Source organism: Chelativorans sp. Marseille-P2723 (assembly GCF_902809845.1).
Classification (GTDB): domain Bacteria; phylum Pseudomonadota; class Alphaproteobacteria; order Rhizobiales; family Rhizobiaceae; genus Chelativorans.
Map to the genome: position 1 here is coordinate 1090371 of NZ_CADDWI010000008.1, position 24472 is coordinate 1114842.

General features: G+C 59.8%; 24 protein-coding genes. 19 read left to right on the plus strand and 5 right to left on the minus strand.

All coding sequences use genetic code 11. The features are described from left to right. Nucleotides 1–10: 10 nt before the first annotated feature. Nucleotides 11–709, minus strand: a complete 699-nt coding sequence (locus HUS57_RS06890) for a B12-binding domain-containing protein (protein ID WP_173932115.1) — start codon at nt 707–709, stop codon at nt 11–13. A gap of 257 nt (nt 710–966) precedes the next feature. Between HUS57_RS06890 and HUS57_RS06895 the strand changes: the two genes are divergently transcribed. The 5 genes from HUS57_RS06895 to HUS57_RS06915 all read left to right on the plus strand — a co-directional run bounded on the left by HUS57_RS06895 (nt 967) and on the right by HUS57_RS06915 (nt 4852). Beyond that, nucleotides 967–1446 carry a hypothetical protein gene (locus tag HUS57_RS06895; RefSeq protein WP_173932116.1) on the plus strand — a complete coding sequence of 160 codons (480 nt, stop codon included), beginning with the start codon at nt 967–969 and terminating at the stop codon, nt 1444–1446. Nucleotides 1447–1455: 9 nt separating this feature from the next. Next, nucleotides 1456–1854 (plus strand): hypothetical protein, encoded by a 399-nt coding sequence (locus HUS57_RS06900; protein WP_173932117.1) that lies wholly within the window; start codon nt 1456–1458, stop codon nt 1852–1854. Then, nucleotides 1851–2306, plus strand: a complete 456-nt coding sequence (locus HUS57_RS06905) for a hypothetical protein (protein ID WP_173932118.1) — start codon at nt 1851–1853, stop codon at nt 2304–2306. Before HUS57_RS06900 ends, HUS57_RS06905 begins: the two co-directional genes overlap by 4 nt. Nucleotides 2307–2460: 154 nt before the next feature. After that, nucleotides 2461–4053, plus strand: coding sequence for a trimethylamine methyltransferase family protein (locus HUS57_RS06910; protein WP_173932348.1), 1593 nt, complete (start codon nt 2461–2463; stop codon nt 4051–4053). Nucleotides 4054–4198: 145 nt separating this feature from the next. Further along, on the plus strand, nt 4199–4852 hold the full coding sequence (locus HUS57_RS06915) for an OmpA family protein (RefSeq protein WP_173932119.1): 654 nt from the start codon (nt 4199–4201) through the stop codon (nt 4850–4852). Nucleotides 4853–4881: 29 nt separating this feature from the next. Here HUS57_RS06915 and HUS57_RS06920 read toward each other — a convergent pair whose 3' ends face one another. Both HUS57_RS06920 and HUS57_RS06925 read right to left on the minus strand, forming a co-directional pair. Continuing rightward, a complete protein-coding gene (locus HUS57_RS06920; RefSeq protein WP_173932120.1) occupies nt 4882–5796 on the minus strand; it encodes a pseudouridine-5'-phosphate glycosidase in 915 nt (304 codons plus the stop codon). A 4-nt stretch (nt 5797–5800) separates the two neighbouring features. Beyond that, a complete protein-coding gene (locus HUS57_RS06925; RefSeq protein ID WP_173932121.1) occupies nt 5801–6760 on the minus strand; it encodes a carbohydrate kinase family protein in 960 nt (319 codons plus the stop codon). Between the two features lie 242 nt (nt 6761–7002). Between HUS57_RS06925 and recA the strand changes: the two genes are divergently transcribed. Further along, on the plus strand, nt 7003–8079 hold the full coding sequence (gene recA, locus HUS57_RS06930; protein ID WP_173932122.1) for a recombinase RecA: 1077 nt from the start codon (nt 7003–7005) through the stop codon (nt 8077–8079). A 365-nt stretch (nt 8080–8444) separates the two neighbouring features. Here the strand turns inward: recA and HUS57_RS06935 are convergent, their stop codons facing one another. Further along, nucleotides 8445–9194 (minus strand): arginyltransferase, encoded by a 750-nt coding sequence (locus HUS57_RS06935; protein ID WP_173932123.1) that lies wholly within the window; start codon nt 9192–9194, stop codon nt 8445–8447. 779 nt (nt 9195–9973) lie between these two features. Next, complete coding sequence (locus tag HUS57_RS06940) at nt 9974–10324, minus strand: hypothetical protein (RefSeq protein ID WP_210256058.1); 351 nt, start codon at nt 10322–10324, stop codon at nt 9974–9976. Between the two features lie 547 nt (nt 10325–10871). On the opposite strand from HUS57_RS06940, the gene HUS57_RS06945 reads away from it, so the two are divergent. The 13 genes from HUS57_RS06945 (at nt 10872) to HUS57_RS07005 (ending at nt 24470) form a co-directional block, all read left to right on the plus strand. Beyond that, entirely contained in the window at nt 10872–11237 is a 366-nt protein-coding gene (locus tag HUS57_RS06945; protein WP_173932125.1) for an NADH-quinone oxidoreductase subunit A, read from the plus strand. Further along, complete coding sequence (locus HUS57_RS06950) at nt 11228–11800, plus strand: NADH-quinone oxidoreductase subunit B (protein ID WP_173932126.1); 573 nt, start codon at nt 11228–11230, stop codon at nt 11798–11800. Before HUS57_RS06945 ends, HUS57_RS06950 begins: the two co-directional genes overlap by 10 nt. 9 nt (nt 11801–11809) lie before the next feature. Then, nucleotides 11810–12415, plus strand: a complete 606-nt coding sequence (locus tag HUS57_RS06955; protein WP_173932127.1) for an NADH-quinone oxidoreductase subunit C — start codon at nt 11810–11812, stop codon at nt 12413–12415. 15 nt (nt 12416–12430) lie between these two features. Beyond that, on the plus strand, nt 12431–13621 hold the full coding sequence (locus HUS57_RS06960) for an NADH-quinone oxidoreductase subunit D (RefSeq protein ID WP_173932128.1): 1191 nt from the start codon (nt 12431–12433) through the stop codon (nt 13619–13621). Continuing rightward, complete coding sequence (locus HUS57_RS06965; RefSeq protein WP_173932129.1) at nt 13621–14904, plus strand: NADH-quinone oxidoreductase subunit E; 1284 nt, start codon at nt 13621–13623, stop codon at nt 14902–14904. Before HUS57_RS06960 ends, HUS57_RS06965 begins: the two co-directional genes overlap by 1 nt. 10 nt (nt 14905–14914) lie before the next feature. Next, nucleotides 14915–16219, plus strand: coding sequence for an NADH-quinone oxidoreductase subunit NuoF (nuoF, locus tag HUS57_RS06970; protein ID WP_173932130.1), 1305 nt, complete (start codon nt 14915–14917; stop codon nt 16217–16219). Between the two features lie 46 nt (nt 16220–16265). After that, nucleotides 16266–18350, plus strand: coding sequence for an NADH-quinone oxidoreductase subunit NuoG (nuoG, locus tag HUS57_RS06975; protein ID WP_173932131.1), 2085 nt, complete (start codon nt 16266–16268; stop codon nt 18348–18350). 4 nt (nt 18351–18354) lie between these two features. Next, the gene (gene nuoH / locus HUS57_RS06980; protein ID WP_173932132.1) at nt 18355–19398 is read left to right on the plus strand and encodes an NADH-quinone oxidoreductase subunit NuoH; all 1044 of its coding nucleotides are present in this window, start codon (nt 18355–18357) and stop codon (nt 19396–19398) included. Nucleotides 19399–19441: 43 nt separating this feature from the next. Then, nucleotides 19442–19933, plus strand: coding sequence for an NADH-quinone oxidoreductase subunit NuoI (gene nuoI / locus HUS57_RS06985; RefSeq protein WP_173932349.1), 492 nt, complete (start codon nt 19442–19444; stop codon nt 19931–19933). Between the two features lie 106 nt (nt 19934–20039). After that, on the plus strand, nt 20040–20660 hold the full coding sequence (locus HUS57_RS06990; protein WP_173932133.1) for an NADH-quinone oxidoreductase subunit J: 621 nt from the start codon (nt 20040–20042) through the stop codon (nt 20658–20660). Continuing rightward, nucleotides 20660–20968 carry an NADH-quinone oxidoreductase subunit NuoK gene (nuoK, locus tag HUS57_RS06995; RefSeq protein WP_173932134.1) on the plus strand — a complete coding sequence of 103 codons (309 nt, stop codon included), beginning with the start codon at nt 20660–20662 and terminating at the stop codon, nt 20966–20968. Before HUS57_RS06990 ends, nuoK begins: the two co-directional genes overlap by 1 nt. Before the next feature lie 13 nt (nt 20969–20981). After that, complete coding sequence (gene nuoL, locus HUS57_RS07000; protein ID WP_173932135.1) at nt 20982–22961, plus strand: NADH-quinone oxidoreductase subunit L; 1980 nt, start codon at nt 20982–20984, stop codon at nt 22959–22961. 3 nt (nt 22962–22964) lie between these two features. Further along, on the plus strand, nt 22965–24470 hold the full coding sequence (locus HUS57_RS07005; protein WP_173932136.1) for an NADH-quinone oxidoreductase subunit M: 1506 nt from the start codon (nt 22965–22967) through the stop codon (nt 24468–24470). The last annotated feature ends 2 nt before the right edge of the window (nt 24471–24472 follow it).

Sequence of the window (24472 nt, forward strand, 5' to 3'; positions counted from 1 at the left end):
CAGATTTCCGTCAGGCCGAGGCGGCAATATTGTGCTTGCGCTTCATGAGCTCCTTGGCGGTCTCGACAGCTACGGCCGCATCGCGACAATAAGCATCTGCACCCACGGCCCTGCCGAATTCCTCGTTGAGCGGGGCCCCCCCGACCAGAACGATCAGGTCATCGCGGATGCCCTTTTCCTTAAGCGTGTCGATGACGACTTTCATGTAAGGCATGGTGGTCGTCAACAGGGCCGACATACCTATAATATCTGGCTCGTGCTTCTCGATGGCTTCCAGATAATTCTCGACGGGATTGTTGATGCCGAGGTCGATCACCTCGAAGCCGGCGCCTTCCATCATCATGCCGACGAGGTTCTTGCCAATATCGTGAATGTCGCCCTTGACGGTGCCGATGACCATCTTACCCTGCTTTGGCGCGCCGGTCTCTGCCAGCAACGGACGCAGGATCGACATGCCTGCCTTCATCGCATTAGCGGAAAGCAGCACCTCGGGCACGAAGAGGATGCCGTCACGGAAATCCTCGCCGACGATGCGCATGCCCTCTACTAGCGCCTGGGTTAAGACATCATAGGGCAGCCAGCCCCGATCGAGCAGTATACGGGTGCCTTCCTCGATCTCCTCCTTCAGCCCGTCATAAAGGTCATCATGCATCTGCTGCACGAGTTCCTCATCGGAAAGCTCCGAAAGGATGATTTCATCATCGGACATTCACTTTGCTCCTGCGGTGCCCAAAATTGCCCCGTAAAATCTAGATAATCCGCTTACTGCAAGCTTCCATAGCCGAATTGCGACGCGATGCAAAAGGAAAGCGACCGGCATCGCTCAACGACGCTATCAGCTCATGCATACGACCCTGTTTTTCAAGCAGAGGTGGTATTAACGTTGTGGGTACGCGCGTTAAGAAACGATTAAGGATTTGGGTGCTAGTGAAGCCATTGCGGGGGCGAAGGCTTCAAGGAGCGACCATGAAAAAGCCTTTCATCTCGACCGCCCTTTCTCCACTGTTCATCGTTGTAGCGCCCTTTTGCGCGAATGCTGCCACCGATGTCATTCCTTTTAGCGGAACGGTGGATGCAGTGTGCTCCATTATGGTCGACACGCCGGGTGTGATGGTGGTCGACGTCGCGCATACGGAACTAAGCACCCAGCAGCCCGGAGGGGCCGCGGGTGTGGCCACCATCGAGACCTCGAATGCAAGCTTCAGCGTTTCGGCCGCAACTCCCGTTTCGTTCACTTCAGCGCCTGCCGGCGGAGATAACGACGTCACCTTTGCCACCTTTTATAATGCAAGCGGAGCGACGACGCTGTCCAACATTGCCGGTGACACCCCATCACCGCTTGAACAGGGAATCACCACAGTTTCCGTGGATCTGGCGGCAACAAAGGCAAGCGGGACCTTCCCCGAAGGCAACTATGCTGCAGATGTCGTGGTGACCTGCGAATAGGAGCCCCTGATGAGACCGGGCAGATTGCTCCAGGTGCTCCTGTTCGCCGCTGCTGCGGTGACAGCCGGCCACGCCGGCGCTCAGTCAATGTCACCAATGCGCGGCACGATCAGCAGTTTTACCGAAGAGTTTGCGGTCCGGGTCTTTCCACGCAACCCTTATCGTCACCCCATTCAGGTTGCGATACGGGTCTATGATCAGGATTTTCGCCCCATCCCGGCGCGGATTTCTCCGCCCACGATGAAGCTGGCCGCCGGCGCTGCCCGTTCGGTCGTCGTCGTAATCCCTTTCGGGCGAAATAACGAAAGACGCGTCCGCGTTTGCACAGAAAGCGTTCCCTTTCCCGACCAGAAAACCAGAATCAGGGCGCAGATATGCGGACGTTTCTTGGCCCGGCGTTTACGGTGAGCCTTCTTTTTGTGCTCCTCGCTCACACCGGTGCTCTTGCCAATGACAACTACATAATCAACCAGAAGCAAACGGGGGTGAGCCTGCCGAGCCCGGTGGTCCCCAACGGCTTCGACGAGGTGCGGGCGGCTGATGGGACCACCTGCCGGTCTGCCATGGCAGGCTCCGGAGCCTATCTCGATTCGGGGATCATCGGCGGCGGGTTCGAAAACAGCGGAGCCAGCGCTGTTTCCGCCTATGGCCGGATAGTCGTGCCGCTCGGCGAGAGGCCGGCGCGTCTCAATTGCGACCTCCTCTACCGGCTGGAACTGGAACGGCTGCAGCTTGAGGTGCAGATGCTCAGGCGGGGGCTCGATCCACGATTAACCAGCAACGCCGAAGGTGACTGGGCCAGCGAAGGTTGGAGCAACGAGGGAAGAACACAGGGCATGCAACCCGCCGCATATCAATAGGACAGCGGCGCTTCCGCGCTGGCAGGCTTCCGCATTCCCGCTCTCAATGCGACATGCTCTGGCGTTTGCGGAACGTTTGCCACCGCCGGCTTGGATACGATGTCCTTGACAGAAGTTGCTCATGAGCAGGATGCCCCGCGTCGAGGACAGAGTGATGAACCAGAATCCGCCAGTGGAGAATGACAGGCCTGCTAGCGCAGAAGGACGACGCGGGCGTGCAGGAAGGGCCGAAAGAGGAGGGGCAGCGGCGCGACGTGCAGCACGAAGCGGCGGCGGCCCGGGTCAGCAGCTCACCTACATCAGGCGCGCGTTACCTCTATTTGAAGTGCTGGGGGAGGAGGGACTGGCGCTCATAGAAGGCAATGCCGACACGGTGCTGGAGGAAGTTGGAATAGAGTTCCGCGACGACGCCGAAGCGCTTGCGCTCTGGAAAGAGGCGGGGGCGGAGGTCCGGGGCGAGCGGGTGCATTTTCCTCGCGGATTATGCCGAAAGCTGCTTGAAACGGCGCCTTCCTCCTTCATCCAGCATGCACGAAATCCCCAGCGCTCGGTGGAAATTGGCGGCAACGCGACGGTATTTGCGCCGGTCTATGGGCCGCCCTTCGTGCGTGATCTCGATGGCGTGCGCCGTTACGCTGCTATCGAGGATTTCCGCAATTTCGTGAAGCTCACCTATATGGCGCCTGCTCTCCACCATTCCGGCGGCACGGTCTGCGAGCCGGTCGACGTGCCGGTCAACAAGCGCCATCTGGATATGGTCTATGCGCATATGCGCTATTCAGACAAGCCCTTCATGGGTTCCGTGACGGCTCCGGAACGCGCCGAGGACACGGTGGCGATGGCGAAGATCCTGTTTGGGGAGGATTTCGTCGATAACAATGCGGTCGTTATCAATCTTATCAACGCCAACTCCCCCATGGTTTTCGATGAGACCATGCTGGGGGCCGCCAAGGTCTATGCGCGGGCAGGCCAGGCCACAATCATCACTCCCTTCATTCTGGCCGGCGCAATGAGCCCTGTGACGGTGGCTGGCACGCTGACGCAGGTGCTGGCAGAGGTGCTTGCGGGCGCCGCTTTCACTCAGCTCGTGCGGCCAGGCGCACCCGTCGTCTTTGGTACTTTTGCATCCTCCATTTCGATGCAATCCGGCGCGCCCACCTTCGGCACGCCCGAGCCTGCGCTCGTCTCGTTCGGTGCGGCACAGCTTGCACGCCGCCTCGGTCTCCCCTTCCGCACCGGCGGCGCGCTTACAGCCTCCAAGATCGCCGATGCGCAGGCAGCCTATGAAAGTGCGAACACGCTCAACGCGACCGTGCTCGCCGGCACCAATTTCGTCCTGCATGGTGCAGGGTGGCTCGAAGGCGGCCTCGTGTCCTGCTACGAGAAGTTCATGATGGATATCGATCAGCTTGGCATGCAGCAGCGTTTTTGCCAAGGCGTTGATCTTTCGGAGAACGGGCAGGCGATGGATGCCATCCGCGAGGTGGGGCCAGGGAGTCACTATCTGGGCTGCACTCATACGCAAGCCAATTTCCAGACCGCCTTCTACCGCTCGATGATCGCCGACAACAATTCCTATGAGCAGTGGCATGCCGAGGGCGAGAAGACGGCTCGGCAACGCGCCAACCAGCTTGCCAGAAGCTGGCTCGAAGCTTACGAGGCTCCGCCGCTTGATGAGGCGACTGACGAAGCGCTGCAGGATTTCATAGCGCGCCGAAAGGCATCCATGCCGGACGCTTTTGTCTGACGAAGCAGGAACTGCTTTACGCTCCGACCCGCTCTCGCTTGCCGGTTTTCGCCGCAATTATGTTAAAAGTGCCCGCAGGGACACACTGATTCGCGTACCGGGATTCCGGTCCGAGCGCGTTTTGCGACAGGAGAGGGAAGCTTTGATGCCGAAGAAAATTATCGCCGCTGCTGTTCTTGCAGCTTTTGCGGCTGGATGCAGCACGGACCCTTATACCGGGCAGCAGAAAATCTCCAACACCGCGGCAGGCGCCGGCCTGGGGGCACTTGCGGGGGCGGGCCTCGGCATGCTCGCCGGTGGTGACGATCGGCGCAACGCACTCCTTGGTGCGGGCATCGGTGCGCTCGCGGGCGGCGGCATCGGCATGTACATGGACCAGCAGGAGGCGCAGCTTCGCGCACAGTTGCAGGGCACGGGCGTGAGCGTGACGAGGCAGGGCGATCACATCATCCTGAACATGCCTTCCAACATCACCTTCGCCACCGACCAGGATTCCATTCAGCCGGCATTCTTCTCGACGCTGAACTCGGTGGCACTGGTCCTTCAGCGTTACAATCAGACGCTGGTCGATGTCTACGGACACACGGATTCGACTGGCAGCCTGCAGCACAACATGGATCTTTCGCAGCGCCGCGCGAATTCCGTGGCGCAGTATCTCATCGCACAGGGCGCCGATCCGCGCCGCTTCGCCATTATCGGCCAGGGGCCCTCGCAGCCTATTGCCTCCAATGCCACCGAACAGGGCAGGGCACAAAACAGGCGCGTGGAGATCCGCCTTTCGCCACTTACCGCCGGCTGAGGCGAGCTGGTCGCATCTTTCGGGCAAGTTCAGGAAGAAAGAGCTATCGCAATGCGTGCCGCAAGGCGCGCATTGTTTTTGATAAGGGCGATATTGGTGGCAAGGCTGCGTCCGCCCGTTAGCGTCACGATGCGATCGAGCAGGTAAGGCGTGACGGCCTTCCCGCTGATGCCTGCCGCATTGGCTTCTGTCTGCGCGCGCGCAATCAGGCTCTCCATTTCGGCAGCCGGTATTTCCGCCTCGGCAGGTGCCGGATTGGCCACCAGCATGCCGCCGGAAATCGAAAGCGCTGCGCGGGTTTCTTGAAAACGCGCAATCGCCTCCGGTGTGTCAAGCCGCAGCGGGGCGGGACAGGGGGAAGTGCGCGACCAGAAGGCGGGCACGTTATCGGTGCCAAAACCTACCACAGGCACGCCACGCGTTTCCAGCACCTCCAGCGTCTTTGGAATATCCAGAATGGCCTTCGGTCCCGCCGAGACGACGATCACCGGCGTGCGGGCAAGTTCGTCCAGGTCGGAGGATATGTCGAAACTCTCCTCAGCACCCTTGTGCACGCCGCCAATGCCACCAGTGGCGAAGACCCGAATCCCGGCCAGGGCTGCGACGATCATCGTTGCGGCAACCGTGGTTCCGCCCGTCCGCTTTTCAGCAACCGCGAAGGCAAGATCTGCACGCGAGAGCTTCATCGCATCTCCTTCAGAGGCAAGCGCTTCGCGTTCCTCCTCCGACAGTCCCACTTTCAGCCGCCCCCCAAGGACGGCAATGGTGGCGGGAACCGCGCCTTCCGCAGCGACGACAGCTTCCACCTCGCCTGCCATTATGCTGTTCTGCGGCTTTGGCATGCCATGGGTGATTATGGTGCTTTCCAGCGCGACGACCGGCCGGCCGGCGGCAAGTGCCTCCTTTACGGCCGGATGCACCTCGACAAAAGCAGGCAGGGGCATGGCGTTACATCTCCAGTTCGCGATCCGTTGCTTCCCCAGGCTGCGGAATGAGCGCCAAGGCCTCACGGAAAGCATCCTTATCGAAGCGTGGCGCAGCCGTCTCGCTTTCAAGGGTGAGCCTGGCCGCTGCCATACCTTCCCGCACAGCTTCCGCCAAGGGCAGGCCGCGCATCAGCGCGGCGATTGCCGCGCCAGCCAGCGCATCACCTGCACCGGTAACATCGCGGATGCAGCCAATGGAGGGAGGCGTGATCTGAAGGACGGTGTTGCCTTCAAAGCAGAAGGCTGAGGCGCTGCCAGCCGTCACCACGCCCGACCTTGCGACTTTGGCTACAAGTTCGCGAGCTAAATGCCGGTTAGGTGCCTCCGGGGAAATGCCGGTCAGGGCGCATGCTTCCCCACGGTTCATGAACACGCAGGAAAAGCGGGCGAGCATTGGCAGCAGCCGGCCGACCTTGGCGGGTGAGACGGCGATGGCATAGACCCACTTATCTCCCGCCAGGTCCAGCAATTGCGCGATGGCATCGGCGGGCATGTTCGCGTCGCAAAGAACCGCATCGGCCTTCATAGCTGCCTCACGCAATTTACGGCGGCGGAGCTGCTTCGCAAATGCAGCCTCGTAAAGCTGCATATCGGCGAGGGCGGTGACAAGATCACCCTGTTCAGTGAGAATGGCTGTGTAGCTCGGCGTTGCACGATCAAGAAAGTTCGCCGAAAGATCCTCAATTCCGGCCGCCTCGATTGCCTCGGCAACGCGCTCGCCCGCCGCATCGCCTCCTCGCAGTGACAAAAGCGAAACCGAACAGCCGCGTTGGGCGGCCGCCCGCGCAGCGTTGAAAACGCTACCGCCGGGTTCTTCTGTCATTGCACCGGGATTGGAGGCTTCCGGAACATGCGGCCCGAGAATCTTGCCGCGGCGATCCATATGCGCGCCGCCGGAGGCAAACAGATGCGGTCTCTTCATGCCGGTTCTCCATGCTGCCGAATCGTGGACGTTATCTCCTCCGTTTCCCTTCCTGCTTAACGCGGCTCCCCTCATTCTCGTCAAAATTTCTGCTCAGCGCGAACATTATCAGAACAAAAAAAGTTTTCCTCCTCCACATCAATCGGTTACGCATATTGCCAGATAAGAACAAAAGAGGTACAAAGGCGCATTGGGAGATCGAAACGGCGCGGCCTCCATTGACGACCAAGGGGTGTTGTATCATGGCTCAGAATTCGTTGCGGCTTGTAGAGGACAACTCGGTGGATAAGTCCAAGGCACTGGATGCGGCGCTGTCGCAGATCGAGCGCGCTTTCGGCAAAGGTTCGATCATGCGGCTTGGCACCAATGAACAGGTCGTCGAGATCGAGACCGTATCGACGGGGTCTCTTGGGCTCGATATCGCGCTCGGCGTCGGCGGCTTGCCGCGCGGGCGCATTATAGAGATTTATGGCCCGGAGAGCTCGGGCAAGACGACATTGGCCCTTCACACCATCGCGGAGGCGCAGAAGAAGGGCGGCATCTGCGGCTTTATCGATGCCGAGCACGCGCTCGATCCCGTTTATGCCCGCAAGCTCGGCGTGGACCTTGAGAACCTTCTCATCTCCCAGCCCGATACGGGCGAGCAGGCATTGGAGATTTGCGACACGCTGGTGCGCTCAGGTGCCATAGACATTCTCGTGGTCGATTCGGTGGCAGCCCTGACGCCGCGTGCCGAGATCGAGGGGGAAATGGGGGATTCCCTGCCGGGCATGCAAGCCCGCCTCATGAGCCAGGCACTGCGCAAGCTCACCGCCTCCATCTCCCGTTCCAATACGATGGTGATCTTCATCAACCAGATCCGCATGAAGATCGGCGTCATGTTCGGTTCTCCGGAGACCACGACCGGCGGCAATGCGCTCAAGTTCTACGCTTCCGTACGCCTTGACATCCGCCGTATCGGCTCGGTGAAGGACAGGGAGGAGACCGTCGGCAACCAGACGCGCGTCAAGGTGGTCAAGAACAAGCTTGCTCCGCCCTTCAAGCAGGTCGAGTTCGACATCATGTACGGCGAGGGGGTTTCCAAGATGGGAGAGCTGATCGATCTTGGCGTGAAAGCCGGCGTGGTGGAGAAGTCCGGCGCATGGTTCTCCTATAACTCCCAGCGCCTGGGGCAGGGGCGTGAGAATGCCAAGCAGTTCCTGCGCAACAATCCGGAGACTGCAAACGAGATCGAGCTTGCACTGAGACAGAATGCCGGGCTGATCGCCGAGCAGTTCCTTGAGGAATCGCCCGATTCAGGAGAAGCCGCTGAAGGTTAGCGTGTTATCCTTGAAAGCCGATGCGGTTTTCAGCATCACGCGCAAGATTACGCTGTCTTTACATGCGCGGAGGTAGATTGTCTCGATATGCGGGCAGGCGGATTGTCTCGTGAATTCCGGAAGGATGAGCGCTGTTTTCTCGTCTGGAGTTTGGGCAGTAACAAGAGCTTGGATCGTTAAGCCTCTCCGTGGAAGCCCATCTGGAGGTCGGATCGAACTTGTGTCCTTACCCTCGGCCTGCCCGTCTTCCTTGTAACCTTCTCTATGGGTCAGGTGCCTATCGGATAGGACCCCGTCTTTCTCGTTGTCGCTTGGCGCGCGGGCGGTCTTGCCGGTTGTCGAATGCGGCTGCCGATCTGGCTTGGTTATGGTCCGTAACGCACCCACCCGCTGGGGCCAAGATGCTCCTGAGGTCTGAAGCGCACTTTGTAAGACATCTTGCGCGACCCATTGACCCAGTAACCAAGATAGACGTGAGGCAGGCCTGCACTGTTTGCCCGGCGCAGATGGTCGAGGATCATGAAAGTGCCGAGCGACCGGTCCTCCAGATCCGGGTCGTAGAATGAATAGACCATGGACAGCCCATCGCTCATCTGGTCGGTGAGCGCAACTGCCAGCAAGTCTCCGACGCCCTTCCCCGTAACAAAGGAATCCGGTCCGCGCCGGCGGTATTCAATCACTTTCGTGTCAACATGGGTGTCTTCCACCATCATGGCATAATCAAGCACAGTCATATCGGACATTCCGCCCTGGCGATGGCGTGCATCGAGATAAGCGCGGAAGAGAGAATATTGCTCGGTCGAAGGCTCAGCGCTGTGGGTCGTGCCTATAAGGTCCTCGTTGCGCTTCAGAATGCGCTTCATGTTCCGGGTCGGATGGAACTCCTGGGCCAGGATGCGCACGGACACGCATGCCCGGCACGTCTCGCATGCGGGGCGGTAGGCTATGTTCTGTGAGCGCCGGAATCCGCCCTGCGTCAGAAGGTCATTGAGTTCCGGAGCCTTGCTGCCCACCAGATGGGTGAAGACCTTTCGCTCGAACTGCCCTTCCAGATAGGGGCATGGTGAGGGTGCAGTCAGGAAGAACTGCGGTGACTGGACGGTATGTTGCGTCATTTTCGGCGGGTGCGCTCCTTCGCCGGAATATCTTGACCGCTGATAAGGCAGGATGCTGCTGCCGGCCGGCTCCTGCTCAAGGTTCATAATAGCATGGCCCGAAGAGGAAAAACGTCAACCAGATTATAGCAGGCAGCGGGAACGCCCGATGAAACTGGAAGGCGCGTCGAGTCGCCTGACAGCCTGTTGGACAAGAACAGTTGGCCGCGCACCATCGTGGGGATGAAAAGTCTCCGGCCAGGAACCTGCCGCGACAGCAACGCCGCAATATCTTCGCCGACAAGTTTGTTCGGCTAGCGGTGCTGCGAAGTGGGAACCCATGCGCCCCAGCGTGGGATCATGCAGAGCCGGCCTTTCGATGACTGCCACGGCTAACGCCAGTTCCGTGGGCGCAGCGTTGCCACTTCAGTTGCATCCTGTCGCAAGCGCCTAATAGTCGGCCAGACTTGCGTCGTAGCCGTACATTCTACGACGTAATCGCCTTTCCGTTAAAATATCCGTCTTGGTCACCGCGGAGATGGCGGGCATCTGCGGCCGGGCCTGATGAGAGCGTTTGCGAGGACGATGAGCTTTCGCCATGTTAGCGGTGGTCGCTTCCTTGGCAGGCTTACCCAGAGAGCTGCGATTTGGCCAGCGGCCGGTTGACGCGGGTGGCAACGAGTGCGGGCATGTAGGGGGCCTTATGAGCGACGGCGGGCATCTGCGGCCGGGCCTGATGAGAGCGTTTGCGAGGACGATGAGCTTTCGCCATGTTGGCGGTGATCGCTTCCTTGGCGGGCTTACCCGGAGAGCTGCGATTTGGCCCTGAGCGGCCGGTTGACGCGGGTGGCAACGAGTGCGGGCATGTAGGGGCCTTTATGAGCCACGATCGCCCGCCCAAGCTCTTTCCTTTCCGCGGCCGAATCGACGGGCGCAATGCCGGTGAGACTTGCCGGCTGCCTGCTTGCCGATGTTCCGAGTTCCGGCATGTCGGCGACGCTTGCGAAGGCTTTGTGGCTGGCCGAAGACCTGGCTATCTGCTTCGGCCTCACGACGCGCAGACATGCTTCCGCGCAAGCCTTCAGCACCATGACCGCAAATCTGCGCTCAGTCCTCCTCCCATCATCCACCGCTGCCAAAGTGGCAGCCAAACCAGGAAGTCATGAGACAAGCGGAATGAATTTCGGCTTGAGCCTATCCGGCATTTGCGTCAGCAAGCCATGGCGTCTCGACCCGGACATTGCGCGCTGGAGATTGCGGCATTCGGCAGGTCTATCTGCTTCCGGCCGAAAGACGCTGTGCGGCAGGGGCGATTCGCCGCAACTGTCCGGTCGTGAGCTTCTCCATTTGACTCCGCTCCGCCTTCGAGGCATCTCCCTGCGGAGAGGTGGCGGCATCTGGGACGACGGCATCCGAATTCAGCTTCAAAGATGCAGCATTTAAATATCGCACAATATGTTCTAAATGTGCATCGCGGCATCTCTGCGGGCGGTCAAGTTGTTCTGAAAAGACGGACTTACGGGCGCAAACGGCCCGATGGCCCATTCTTGCCAAGGTTTGACTTGCGTCCCCCGAGCGCCTGCGCTAACCCTCGCCGCGTCGCAACATGGGCTTTGCCGCAATGCGGAACTTTGCCCGGCAACCAGCAATACGCACTGTACGGAGCCAGCCGGCGGGCAGGCAACGGAAAGTCGGACGATGAATGATCTCTTGAGCTCATATCTTCCTATCATCATCTTCCTCGGAGTCGCCTTAGGGTTGTGCCTCGTGCTCATCATCGCGCCCTTCATCGTGGCATTCAGGAATCCGGATCCCGAGAAGCTCTCCGCCTATGAATGCGGCTTTAACGCATTTGACGATGCGCGCATGAAGTTCGACGTGCGCTTCTACCTGGTGGCCCTCCTTTTCATCATCTTCGATCTGGAGGTGGCCTTCCTGTTCCCCTGGGCCGTCTCCTTCGGCGAGATCGGCTGGTTCGGCTTTTGGTCAATGATGGTTTTCCTAGGGGTGCTGACGATCGGCTTCATCTATGAGTGGAAGAAGGGAGCGCTGGAATGGGATTGAATGAAACCCTGGTTGCGCCCAGGCCGCGCGGCATCATTGACCCGAATACCGGCAAGCTCGTCGGATCGGACGATCCCTTTTTCGGGTCGATCAATCAGGAACTGACCGATAAGGGATTCCTCGTCACCTCGTCAGAGGCGCTTATTACATGGGCGCGCACCGGCTCGCTGATGTTCATGACATTCGGTCTGGCCTGCTGCGCGGTGGAGATGATCCACACCTCCATGCCGCGCTATGACAGCGAGCGCTTCGGTGTGGCGCCGCGCGCTTCTCCTCGCCAGTCCGACATCATGATCGTGGCGGGTACCCTGACCAACAAGATGGCGCCGGCCCTGCGCAAGGTCTACGACCAGATGCCGGAACCGCGCTATGTGATCTCCATGGGATCCTGCGCCAATGGCGGCGGCTACTATCACTATTCGTACTCTGTGGTGCGCGGGTGCGATCGCATCGTGCCGGTCGACATCTACGTGCCCGGCTGTCCGCCCACGGCGGAGGCCTTGCTCTATGGCATCCTTCTTTTGCAGAAGAAGATCCGCCGCACGGGCACCATAGAGCGCTAGGAGCCGGACATGAATGAGGAAGCGTTGATGGAACTGGCGGAATACGTCAGGGAGAAGCTCGGCGGGCGGGTTCAGGAGAGCCTGATCGCTTACGGCGAGCTGACGATCTTCGTGGAAGTTGCCGACATCATTGATGTGCTGACGTTCCTGAAGAATGACGTGCAGTGCCAGTTCTTCGCGTTTGTCGATATTTCCGGTGCGGATTATCCGGCCCGCGATAAGCGCTTCGAGATCATCTATCATCTCCTCTCCCCGCGCCAGAATCAGCGCATCCGCGTGAAAATTTCGACCGATGAGGATACCCCGGTCCCCTCGGTGGTCGAGGTTTTCCCCGCCGCCAATTGGTACGAGCGCGAGATTTACGATCTTTACGGCGTGTTGTTCACAGGACATCCGGACTTACGCCGCATATTGACCGACTACGGCTTCGAAGGGCATCCGCTCAGGAAGGACTTTCCGCTCACCGGCTTTGTCGAGGTACGCTATGACGAGGAGGCAAAGCGTGTTGTCTATGAGCCTGTGACTTTGCGGCAAGAATTTCGCAGCTTCGACTTTCTCTCGCCCTGGGAGGGGACGGAATACGTCCTTCCCGGCGACGAGAAAGCGGAACAGTGATCAGGAAGGTGTCGCGTGGCTGAAACCCAGGTCCGCAACTTCACAATCAATTTCGGCCCGCAGCATCCAGCGGCGCACGGCGTGTTGCGCCTTGTGCTGGAGCTGGACGGCGAGGTGGTAGAACGGGTCGATCCGCATATCGGGCTGCTGCATCGCGGCACCGAGAAGCTGATGGAGCACAAGACCTACCTTCAGGCTGTTCCCTATCTCGACCGGCTCGATTATGCGGCGCCGATGTGCCAGGAGCATGCCTTCGCACTGGCCGTCGAGCGGCTTCTGGGCATTACCGTCCCGATTCGCGGCCAATTGATCCGGGTCCTGTATTCCGAACTGACCCGCATCATGAATCACCTGCTGAATGTGACGACGCAGGCGATGGATGTCGGCGCCCTTACGCCACCGCTTTGGGGGTTCGAGGAGCGCGAGAAGCTCATGGTCTTTTATGAGCGTGCCTCGGGCTCGCGCATGCACGCGGCCTATTTCCGTCCCGGCGGCGTGCATCAGGACCTGCCCGACAAGCTGGTGGAGGATATCGGCAAGTGGGTCGATCAGTTCCCCAAAGCGCTCGACAATCTTGACGAACTTCTGACCGAGAACCGCATCTTCAAGCAGCGCAATGTGGATATTGGCATCGTCAGCCTTGAGGATGCGTGGGCTTGGGGTTTTTCGGGCGTGATGGTGCGCGGCTCAGGCGCGGCGTGGGACCTGCGCAAGAGCCAGCCCTATGAATGCTATCCGGAGATGGATTTCGATATTCCCGTGGGTAAGAACGGCGATAATTACGACCGTTATCTGCTGCGCATGGAAGAGATGCGCCAGTCGGCCAAGATAATGCGGCAGTGCGTGGATCGGCTGCTCGGCAAGGATCGTGTGGGTCCCGTCTCCAGCACGGACGGCAAGATCGTGCCGCCGAAGCGTGCCGCCATGAAGCGTTCGATGGAAGCTCTCATTCATCACTTCAAGCTTTATACGGAAGGCTATCGCGTGCCTGCCGGCGAGGTCTATGCGGCGGTCGAGGCGCCAAAGGGCGAGTTTGGCGTCTATCTCGTCGCCGATGGCACCAACAAGCCATATCGATGCAAGCTCCGGGCACCGGGCTTTGCGCATCTTCAGGCCATGGATTTCCTTTGCCGCGGCCACATGCTCGCCGATGTCGCCGCCGTGCTCGGCTCCCTCGATATCGTCTTTGGTGAGGTGGATCGATAATGTCAGTACGCCGTCTCGCAGACGAGGCCGTTCAACCTAAGAGCTTTGCCTTCTTGCCGGAGAACGAAATCTGGGCGCAGCAGGTCATCGAGAAGTATCCGGAGGGCCGCCAGTATTCGGCCGTAATTCCGCTGCTCATGAGGGCGCAGGAGCAGGAAGGTTGGGTCACGCGCGCCGCAATCGAGTATGTGGCCAAGATGCTCGACATGCCGCTGATCCGCGTGCTGGAAGTCGCAACTTTCTACACACAGTTCCAGCTTGCTCCGGTAGGCACTCGCGCCCATGTGCAGGTGTGCGGCACGACGCCCTGCATGCTGCGCGGGGCGGGCGACCTGATCGAGGTTTGTAAAAGGAAGATCAATTCCGAGCCGTTCCACACCAATGAAAGCGGCACGCTCTCATGGGAGGAGGTGGAGTGCCAGGGTGCCTGTGTGAACGCGCCCATGATCATGATCTTCAAAGATACCTACGAAGACCTGACGCCCGAACGGCTTGAAGAGATCATCGACGCCTTCGAAGCGGGAAGGGGAGATGAGATCGAGCCTGGCCCGCAGAACGGCCGCCACTATTCCGCTCCTTCTTCCGGCTTCACGTCACTAGCCGACGAGTCGGCCATAATCCGCTACCCCGATAGCGGCAGCGAGGTACGGCAGCGCGGAGCCTCCGGCGAGGAAGGCGCACAGGTGCCGCCTTCACGTGCCGGCCGCCCACGCACCGGCGCGATGGAGACCGACTCGGCCATCGAGTCGCCCTCGCCGGTGAAGGTCAGCGGCAATGGCGAAAAGCGTGCAGGCGTCGAGCCGCCAGCAGAGGACCCTCTCAAGGCCGACCAGGTAGCGGAAGAAACCGAGCTCGATCAGCGAACACGCCATCACAGCGACGCGCCAAGGACGGAAAACCCCGAGTTGCGGTCGCCGGAACTGACGAAGGCCAAGGCATCCGCTGAGCAGGAGCTTGGCCCTGAATCCCCCGAGAGGGACGCCGCCTCCGCGCCTGCCCAGAGCGCCGAGGACCGCCCGAAAGGCATCGAGCGGCCCGACCGGCCAGATGATCTGACGTTGATTGCGGGCGTCGATCCGAAAACCGCAGCGATCCTCAACGATCTTGGTATCTACACCTATGCGCAGATTGCGGCCTGGACGAAGGCGGAGTGTGATTGGGTGGACGGGTATCTGCGTTTCGAAGGACGCATAGAGCGGGACGAATGGGTCAAGCAGGCCGAGGTTCTCGACCGCGGCGGCCCCGCTGAATATGAGCGCGTCTTCGGCAAGAAGCCGCGTTGAGGAGACAAAGATGCTTCAGGACAAGGACCGCATCTTCACCAATATCTACGGCCGCTTTGATCGGTCTTTGAAAGGTGCCATGGCGCGCGGCCATTGGGACGGCACGAAGGCGATCCTGGAAAAAGGCAGAGATTGGATCATCAACGAAATGAAGGCGTCCGGTCTGCGCGGGCGTGGCGGCGCCGGCTTCCCGACTGGCCTCAAATGGTCCTTCATGCCGAAGGAAAGCGACGGCAGGCCGCATTATCTGGTGGTCAACGCCGACGAATCCGAGCCTGGTACCTGCAAGGACCGCGACATCCTGCGACATGACCCTCATACGCTGATCGAGGGTTGCCTCATTGCCGGCTTCGCCATGGGTGCGCATACCGCCTACATCTACATACGTGGCGAGTTCGTTCGCGAGCGCGAGGCGCTGCAAGCCGCAATCGATGAATGCTACGAGGCCGGTTTCCTGGGTAAGAACAACAAACACGGCTGGGATATGGACGTGTTCGTCCATCACGGCGCAGGCGCGTATATCTGCGGAGAGGAGACCGCTCTTCTGGAGAGTCTGGAAGGCAAGAAGGGGCAGCCGCGCCTGAAGCCCCCTTTCCCTGCCAATATGGGCCTTTATGGCTGTCCGACCACGGTTAACAACGTTGAGTCAATCGCGGTAGCGCCAACGATCCTGCGCCGCGGCGCCGCGTGGTTTACTTCCTTCGGGCGTGAGAACAACGCAGGCACGAAGCTCTTCTGCATCTCTGGGCATGTCAATAATCCCTGCACCGTGGAAGAGGCGATGTCGATTCCCTTCCGGGAACTGATCGACCGCCATTGCGGCGGCATTCGGGGCGGCTGGGACAATCTTCTGGCTGTCATTCCCGGCGGCTCGTCGGTACCTTTGGTGCCGGCGGAACAGATCATCGACGCGCCAATGGATTTCGACAGCCTGCGCGATCTCCAATCCGGCCTCGGCACGGCGGCGGTGATCGTCATGGACAAATCCACGGATATCGTAAAGGCCATCGCGCGGCTTTCATATTTTTACAAGCATGAAAGCTGCGGCCAGTGCACGCCCTGCCGCGAAGGCACGGGCTGGATGTGGCGCGTGATGGAGCGCCTGGTGCGCGGCGAGGCGCGTCATCATGAAATCGACATGCTGCTGGATGTGACCAAGCAGGTGGAAGGCCACACGATCTGCGCGCTGGGTGACGCGGCCGCATGGCCGATTCAAGGTCTCATCAGACATTTTCGCCCGGAGATCGAGCGGCGCATCAACGAGTTCACCCGCAATGCGCACCGCGCGGAACCCGCGCTGGTTGCGGCGGAGTAGAAAAGGAAATTTGCTCGCGAGAGCAAAGGATTAGCGGACGGCGATAATGGCAAAGTTGAAGGTTGACGGCATAGAGGTCGAGGTTCCCGATCACTATACGCTGCTGCAGGCCGCCGAGGAGGCCGGCGTGGAGATTCCGCGCTTTTGCTACCACGAGCGGCTGTCCGTCGCCGGCAATTGCCGTATGTGCCTGGTGGAAGTGAAGGGCGGGCCCCCCAAGCCTGCTGCTTCCTGCGCCATGGGCGTGCGTGATCTGCGGCCCGGGCCGGATGGCGAACTGCCGGAGATTTTCACCAAGACACCAATGGTGAAGAAGGCGCGGGAAGGGGTGATGGAGTTCCTGCTCATCAACCACCCACTTGATTGCCCGATCTGCGACCAAGGCGGGGAGTGCGATCTGCAGGATCAGGCCATGGCTTATGGCGTCGATTCCTCACGCTTCCACGAGAACAAGCGCGCCGTCGAAGACAAGTATATAGGCCCGCTGGTCAAGACGATCATGACGCGCTGCATCCACTGCACGCGCTGCATCCGCTTCACCACCGAGGTCGGCGGTGTTTCCGAGCTGGGCGCTACCGGCCGTGGCGAGGACATGGAAATCACCACCTATCTGGAGCGGGCGATGACATCCGAGCTCCAGGGGAATGTGATTGACCTTTGCCCCGTCGGCGCTCTGACTTCCAAACCCTACGCCTTCCAGGCCCGGCCATGGGAGCTTCAAAAGACCCAGTCCATCGACGTGATGGATGCCGTTGGCTCCGCCATCCGGGTCGACACGCGCGGGCGCGAAGTGATGCGCATCCTGCCAATCGTCAACGAGACGGTGAACGAGGAATGGATCTCCGATAAGACCCGGTTTGTATGGGACGGCCTCAGGACCCAGCGTCTCGACCGGCCCTATGTGCGCCGCAACGGGCGACTGCAGCCGGCAAGCTGGTCGCAGGCATTTGCTGCTGTCGCGGATGCTGTGCGCAAGGCCGCACCTGAACGGGTAGGCGCGATTGCAGGCGATCTGGCCGGCGTCGAAGAGATGTACGCGCTGAAGCTGCTCATGCAGTCTCTCGGCTCGCCCAATTTTGACTGCCGCCAGGACGGGACGGTGCTCGACCCCGCTTTCGGTCGCGCAAGCTACATATTCAATCCGACGATCGCGGCTATCGATCAGGCGGACGCGCTCCTGATCATTGGCGCCAATCCGCGCTTCGAGGCGTCCGTGCTCAATGCCCGTATCCGCAAACGCTGGCGCATGGGCACATTCCCTATCGGGGTGATAGGCGAGGCTGCAGACCTGCGCTACGATTACGAACATCTGGGGCGCGGGCCGGAGGCGCTGCTTTCCGACGCCGCAGGCGGGACCAGTGCTTTTCTGTCCGTTCTGAAGAAAGCGGAGCGGCCGATTATCATTGTCGGGCAGGGAGCTCTGGCACGACCGGACGGCCGTGCCATTCTCGGCCATGCCGCGCGGCTTGCTAACGAAGTCGGTGCCGTGACGCCGGACTGGAACGGGTTTGCCATCCTCCACACGGCAGCGGCGCGCGTTGGTGGGCTCGACCTTGGCTTTGTGCCGGCAGAGGACGGCAAGAACGTGGCTGGCATGATGGGCACGATGGACGTGCTTTTCCTGCTCGGTGCGGACGAGATCAACATGAACGCCGTCGGCAACGCCTTCACCGTCTATATCGGAACCCATGGGGATGCCGGCGCGCACCACGCGGACGTCATCCTGCCGGGTGCTACCTATACGGAGAAGTCCGCCACCTATGTGAACACCGAAGGCCGCGTGCAGATGACCAATCGCGCCGGTTTCGCGCCAGGGGAGGCGCGCGAGGATTGGGCCATCCTGCGCGCTCTGTCTGACATGCTAGGACACAGGCTGCCCTTCGATTCGCTCAACCAGCTAAGGGCGAAGCTTTACGCGGATCATCCGCACTTCGCCGCCGTCGATGCGGTGGAAAAGGGCGCGCCGGCTGACATTGCGGAGCTTGGAAAGCTTGCTGGGCCTGTCCAGGCTGCGCCCTTCATCTCGCCCATAGAAGATTTTTATCTTACCAACCCCATCGCCCGCGCATCTGCCGTTATGGCGGAATGCTCGGCACTTGCGCATGGCGAACTGAAACAGGCGGCCGAGTGAGTTCATGGAAACCTTCTTCTCCACCTATGTTCTTCCAGGCCTGATCATCCTGCTGCAGTCGGTGGCGCTCATCGTCATCCTGCTGATCGGGGTCGCCTATATTCTTTACGCCGACCGCAAGATCTGGGCGGCTGTCCAGCTTCGCCGGGGGCCGAACGTGGTGGGTCCCTGGGGGCTGCTGCAGGCCTTTGCCGACCTCCTGAAATTCGTCTTCAAGGAACCGGTCATTCCTTCCGGGGCCAACAAGGGTATTTTCCTGCTGGCACCGCTGGTCGCATCCACTCTTGCGATTGCTGCCTGGGCCGTGATCCCGGTCAATGAGGGCTGGGCCATTGCCGATATCAATGTCGGCATTCTCTACGTCTTCGCCATTGCCTCGCTGGAGGTCTATGGCGTGATCATGGGTGGATGGGCATCGAACTCGAAATATCCGTTCCTGGGCGCGCTGCGCTCGGCAGCACAGATGGTTTCCTACGAGGTTTCCATAGGCTTCGTCATCGTGACGGTGCTGCTTTGCGTGGGCTCGCTTAACCTTACGGACATCGTGCTTGCTCAGCAGAGCGGACTTGGCACGATGCTCGGATTGCCCGGCTCATTCCTTGACTGGCACTGGCTGGCGCTCTTCCCGATGTTCATCATCTTCTTCATCTCGTCGCTTGCCGAGACGAATCGCCCGCCCTTCGACCTCGTGGAGGCCGAATCGGAGCTCGTTGCCGGTCACATGATCGAGTACTCGTCGACGCCGTTCCTGCTCTTCTTCCTAGGCGAATATGTTGCCATCGTTCTGATGTGCGCGCTTACCACGATCCTCTTCCTTGGCGGATGGTTGCCGCCCTTCGATTTCGCGCCCTTCACCTGGGTGCCGGGAGTGGTCTGGTTCGTGTTGAAGATGGTGAGCGTCTTCTTCATGTTCGCGCTGGTGAAAGCCTTCGTGCCGCGCTATCGCTACGACCAGCTCATGCGGCTGGGCTGGAAAGTCTTCCTGCCGATCTCGCTCTTCATGGTTGTTGCGACTGCGGCCTTCCTGAAACTTACGGGGCTCGCATGAGTCGGCTCGTGAAAGCCCCAATTCTTCCTATCGGAGTGTGATGATGTCGGTTCTCGCACAAGCGGCGAAATCCTTGCTTCTGAAGGAGTTTATCGCCGCAACCGTGCTTTCAATGCGGCAGTTCTTTGCTCCCAAGGGGACGCTCAACTATCCGCATGAGAAGGGGCCGCTCAGCCCCCGCTTCCGCGGCGAGCACGCGCTGCGGCGCTATCCCAATGGGGAGGAGCGTTGCATTGCCTGTAAGCTCTGCGAGGCGATCTGCCCGGCGCAAGCGATTACGATTGAGGCCGGTCCCCGCCGCAATGACGGCACGCGGCGGACTGTGCGCTACGATATCGATATGGTGAAGTGTATCTATTGCGGCTTCTGCCAGGAGGCATGCCCAGTAGACGCGATTGTAGAAGGGCCGAATTTCGAGTTCGCAACCGAAACGCGAGAAGAACTCTACTACGACAAGGAAAAGCTCCTCGCCAATGGCGACCGTTGGGAGCGGGAGCTGGCGCGCAATATCGCGCTGGACGCGCCCTACCGGTAGGGGTGCGGGAGTGGACGTGGGCGGGGCGCTCGGCTAAGAGGGCCGCCAGCCAGGGCAGAACGGAAAGCCGGTGCATCTGTGCCGGATATGGAAACCGAGGACATCGATGCTAACAGGACTCGAGGCGATATTTTTCTATCTGTTCGCCTTCGTGGCGGTTGGAGCGGCCTTCATGGTCATTTCCGCGCGCAACCCCGTTCATTCCGTTCTCTACCTGATTGCGGTCTTTTTCAACGCGGCGGCGCTCTTCCTGCTGACGGGCGCGGAGTTCCTCGCGATGATCATGCTCATCGTCTATGTCGGCGCTGTGGCAGTGCTCTTCCTTTTCGTGGTGATGATGCTGGATGTCGATTTTGCCGCCCTGAAACAAGGCGCGCTGCAATATGCGCCGATCGGCGCAACGATCGGCATCATCCTTGCTGTGGAATTGATTGTCGTGCTTGGCGGCTATGCCTTCTCCCCGGAGCTGGCAATGGAAGTTGCCAAGCCTGCTCCGGCGATAGCCGAGCGGCATAATACGGCCGCCTTGGGCGACATTCTCTACACGGACTATTTCTATTTCTTCCAGACTGCGGGTCTCATCCTGCTTGTCGCCATGGTGGGCTCGATCGTGTTGACCTTGCGGCACAAGGAAAATGTGAAGCGCCAGAACATTGCCGAGCAGGTAGCGCGTGGGCCGGCGACTGCAATTGAAATTCGCAAGGTCAAAACCGGCGAGGGGATCTGATGGAAGTCGGCATTGCACATTATCTCACGGTCTCGGCCATTCTTTTCACGCTGGGCGTCTTTGGGATTTTCCTCAACCGCAAGAATGTCATCATCATCCTGATGTCGATCGAACTCATCCTGCTGTCCGTCAACCTGAATTTCATCGCTTTCTCAGCGGTGCTCGGGGACCTTGTCGGGCAGGTCTTTGCGCTGTTCGTTCTCACCGTCGCCGCGGCCGAAGCGGCAATCGGCCTTGCCATCCTGGTGGTCTTCTTCCGCAACCGCGGCTCGATCGCGGTGGAAGACATTTCCACGATGAAGGGCTGAAGAGGAAACCTTCATGTATCAGGCGATTGTCTTTCTTCCGCTAGCGGGCTTCCTTATTGCCGGGCTCTTTGGGCGCGCCATTGGCGCCAGGGGTGCGGAACTCATCACTTCCGGGCTTCTGGTCGTTTCGGCAGTCCTGTCCTGGGTCGCATTCTTTTCCGTCGCGCTGGGCGATAGCCAGACATTCACGGTGCCGCTCATGCGTTTCATCGCATCGGGCTCGTTGGAGGCTGTGTGGGCGCTGCGGATCGACACGCTTACAGCCGTGATGCTTGTGGTGGTCAATTCGGTCTCGGCGCTGGTCCACATCTACTCGATCGGGTACATGCACCACGATCCGCACCGGCCCCGCTTCTTCGCCTATCTTTCGCTGTTCACCTTCGCCATGCTGATGCTGGTGACGAGCGATAATCTGGTGCAGATGTTCTTCGGCTGGGAAGGCGTGGGCCTTGCCTCCTACCTTCTCATCGGCTTCTGGTACAAGAAGCCCTCGGCCAATGCCGCGGCGATGAAGGCTTTCATCGTCAACCGTGTGGGAGACTTCGGTTTCCTGCTGGGAATCTTTGGCGTCTTCGTGCTGTTCGGCTCGATCGACTTCGACACGATCTTTGCCAATACCGCCAACTTCATGCCGGGTGAGGGCACTGGGGAGCCTGTGCTCAACTTCCTTGGCTACACGCTGAATCACCAGTCAGCACTGACTGTCGTTTGCCTGCTTCTCTTCATGGGCGCGATGGGCAAGTCGGCACAGGTGCCGCTACACACCTGGCTTCCAGATGCGATGGAGGGCCCGACGCCGGTCTCGGCGCTGATCCATGCTGCGACCATGGTCACGGCCGGCGTGTTCATGGTGGCGAGACTGTCGCCGATTTTCGAGTTGTCCTCTACGGCCCTTGTGGTGGTCACGGCGGTGGGTGCTTTTACTGCCTTCTTCGCTGCGACGGTCGGCCTCGTTCAGAACGATATCAAGCGGGTCATCGCCTACTCGACCTGCTCGCAGCTCGGTTACATGTTCGTGGCGCTGGGCACCGGCTTTTATGGCGCAGCGATCTTCCACCTCTTCACCCATGCCTTCTTTAAGGCGCTGCTGTTCCTCGGCGCCGGCTCGGTCATTCACGCCGTCTCCGACGAGCAGGACATGCGCAAGATGGGCGGACTTCGCAGGCATATTCCGCAGACATACTGGATGATGATCATCGGTACGCTTGCTCTGACCGGCGTGGGCATTCCCGGCACAATCCTCGGCACTGCAGGCTTCTTCTCCAAGGATGCGATCATCGAGGGCACTTTTGTCGCACAGAATGGGGCGGCGCCTTTTGCATTCATTCTGCTGGTGGTAGCGGCAGTCTTCACCAGCTTCTATTCCTGGCGGCTTATCTTCATGACGTTCCATGGCCGGCCGCGCGCTTCGGCCGATGTCATGCACAACGTGCACGAGTCACCCTATGTCATGCTTGTGCCGCTGTTTCTTCTGGCCATTGGCGCCTTGTTCGCCGGAGTGGCATTCCAGGCGTTCTTCGTGGGCAATGCCTATGACGGCTTCTGGAATGGGGCACTTTTCACCCTGCCGGACAATACGATCCTGGAGGATTTCCATCACGTGCCACTCTGGGTGAAGTTGTCGCCTTTCGTTGCCATGCTTCTGGGGCTGCTGGTTGCCTGGCAGTTTTATATCCGGTCTCCGGAAAGCCCAAAGGAACTCGCTGGTCGGCACAGGGCGCTCCATGCGTTCCTCCTTAACAAATGGTATTTCGACGAACTATACGATGTCCTCTTCGTGAGACCGGCAAAGCGTTTGGGCCACTTCCTCTGGAAAAAGGGTGACGGCTGGCTGATCGACGGTTTTGGGCCGGATGGTATCTCGGCCCGTGTGGTCGACGTCGCCAACCGCGTTGTGAGGATGCAGACCGGATACCTCTACCATTACGCCTTCGCAATGCTGATCGGCATTGCCGCTTTCGTGACCTGGATGATGCTTGGGAGTTCGTTTTAGACCATGACCGATTGGCCCATACTATCCACGGTCACCTTCCTGCCGCTGGTTGGCGCCTTTCTCATCCTGCTTATACGGGATGATGGGCAGGGGGCGCGGCGCAACATCCGCAATGTTGCGCTTCTGACCACCGTCTTCACTTTCATCCTGTCGCTCTTCATCTGGATCGGCTTCGATTATTCGGTGCCAGGCTTCCAAATGGTGGAGAAGCGGGAATGGCTCGACTCAGGCATCTCCTATCACATGGGCGTGGACGGCATCTCGATGCTGTTCGTCATTCTGACGACCTTCCTGATGCCCTTTTGCATACTGGCGAGCTGGGAAGCTATCGACAAGCGCCTCAAGGAGTACATGATTGCGTTTCTGGTGCTGGAAACGCTGATGATCGGCGTCTTCTGCGCCCTCGACATCGTGCTCTTCTACGTGTTCTTCGAGGCGGGTCTCATACCGATGTTCATTATCATCGGCGTATGGGGCGGTGAGCGGCGCGTCTATGCCAGCTTCAAGTTCTTCCTCTACACGCTTGCTGGCTCGGTGCTCATGCTGCTGGCGATGATGGCGATGTATTGGCAGGCGGGAACGACGGACATTCCCGTGCTTCTTACCCATGACTTCCCGACCGGCATGCAATACTGGCTGTGGGCCGCCTTCTTCGCCTCCTTCGCGGTGAAGATGCCCATGTGGCCGGTGCACACCTGGCTTCCCGATGCCCATGTGGAGGCGCCAACTGCCGGTTCGGTCATACTGGCCGGTATTCTCCTGAAGATGGGCGGTTACGGGTTCCTGCGCTTTTCGCTGCCGATGTTCCCGGTTGCCTCGGCAGACCTTGCGCCATTCATTTTCGTCCTTTCCGTCGTTGCCATCATCTACACCTCCCTGGTAGCGCTGATGCAGGACGACATGAAAAAGCTGATTGCCTACTCGTCGGTGGCTCACATGGGTTTCGTCACCATGGGCATCTTTGCGATGAATGAGCAGGGCATACAGGGCGCCATCTTCCAGATGCTCTCACACGGCCTCATCTCCGCTGCGTTGTTCCTTTGCGTCGGCGTGATCTATGACCGTATGCACACGCGCGAGATCGCCGCCTACGGTGGCCTGGTCAACAACATGCCCAAATATGCTGTTGCCTTCATGGTCTTCACTATGGCCAACATCGGTCTGCCGGGCACGAGCGGTTTTGTCGGTGAGTTCCTGACGCTGCTCGCCGCCTTCCGGGTCAATACCTGGGTAGCGCTGTTTGCGACCACGGGCGTGATCCTGTCAGCAGCCTATGCGCTCTGGCTCTACCGACGCGTGATATTCGGCGCGCTGACGAAGGAAAGCCTCAAGGGTCTTCGAGATCTGTCTCTGCGAGAAAAGACGATCCTCTACCCCTTGGTAGCGCTGGTGATCTTCTTCGGCGTCTATCCGGCACCCCTTATCGATGCGACGACGGCCTCGGTGGGCGCGCTCATCAATCAGGTGACAGCATCCCTCGAACTGGCGCAGACCGCTGCGTCGAATTGAAC

Coding starts and splice junctions, on each gene's coding strand:
- HUS57_RS06890 (WP_173932115.1), bottom strand. CDS start 709: ATGTCCGATGATGAAATCATCCTTTCGGAGCTTTCCGATGAGGAACTC.
- HUS57_RS06895 (WP_173932116.1), top strand. CDS start 967: ATGAAAAAGCCTTTCATCTCGACCGCCCTTTCTCCACTGTTCATCGTT.
- HUS57_RS06900 (WP_173932117.1), top strand. CDS start 1,456: ATGAGACCGGGCAGATTGCTCCAGGTGCTCCTGTTCGCCGCTGCTGCG.
- HUS57_RS06910 (WP_173932348.1), top strand. CDS start 2,461: ATGAACCAGAATCCGCCAGTGGAGAATGACAGGCCTGCTAGCGCAGAA.
- HUS57_RS06915 (WP_173932119.1), top strand. CDS start 4,199: ATGCCGAAGAAAATTATCGCCGCTGCTGTTCTTGCAGCTTTTGCGGCT.
- HUS57_RS06920 (WP_173932120.1), bottom strand. CDS start 5,796: ATGCCCCTGCCTGCTTTTGTCGAGGTGCATCCGGCCGTAAAGGAGGCA.
- HUS57_RS06925 (WP_173932121.1), bottom strand. CDS start 6,760: ATGAAGAGACCGCATCTGTTTGCCTCCGGCGGCGCGCATATGGATCGC.
- recA (WP_173932122.1), top strand. CDS start 7,003: ATGGCTCAGAATTCGTTGCGGCTTGTAGAGGACAACTCGGTGGATAAG.
- HUS57_RS06935 (WP_173932123.1), bottom strand. CDS start 9,194: ATGACGCAACATACCGTCCAGTCACCGCAGTTCTTCCTGACTGCACCC.
- HUS57_RS06945 (WP_173932125.1), top strand. CDS start 10,872: ATGAATGATCTCTTGAGCTCATATCTTCCTATCATCATCTTCCTCGGA.
- HUS57_RS06950 (WP_173932126.1), top strand. CDS start 11,228: ATGGGATTGAATGAAACCCTGGTTGCGCCCAGGCCGCGCGGCATCATT.
- HUS57_RS06955 (WP_173932127.1), top strand. CDS start 11,810: ATGAATGAGGAAGCGTTGATGGAACTGGCGGAATACGTCAGGGAGAAG.
- HUS57_RS06965 (WP_173932129.1), top strand. CDS start 13,621: ATGTCAGTACGCCGTCTCGCAGACGAGGCCGTTCAACCTAAGAGCTTT.
- nuoF (WP_173932130.1), top strand. CDS start 14,915: ATGCTTCAGGACAAGGACCGCATCTTCACCAATATCTACGGCCGCTTT.
- nuoG (WP_173932131.1), top strand. CDS start 16,266: ATGGCAAAGTTGAAGGTTGACGGCATAGAGGTCGAGGTTCCCGATCAC.
- nuoH (WP_173932132.1), top strand. CDS start 18,355: ATGGAAACCTTCTTCTCCACCTATGTTCTTCCAGGCCTGATCATCCTG.
- nuoI (WP_173932349.1), top strand. CDS start 19,442: ATGTCGGTTCTCGCACAAGCGGCGAAATCCTTGCTTCTGAAGGAGTTT.
- HUS57_RS06990 (WP_173932133.1), top strand. CDS start 20,040: ATGCTAACAGGACTCGAGGCGATATTTTTCTATCTGTTCGCCTTCGTG.
- nuoK (WP_173932134.1), top strand. CDS start 20,660: ATGGAAGTCGGCATTGCACATTATCTCACGGTCTCGGCCATTCTTTTC.
- nuoL (WP_173932135.1), top strand. CDS start 20,982: ATGTATCAGGCGATTGTCTTTCTTCCGCTAGCGGGCTTCCTTATTGCC.
- HUS57_RS07005 (WP_173932136.1), top strand. CDS start 22,965: ATGACCGATTGGCCCATACTATCCACGGTCACCTTCCTGCCGCTGGTT.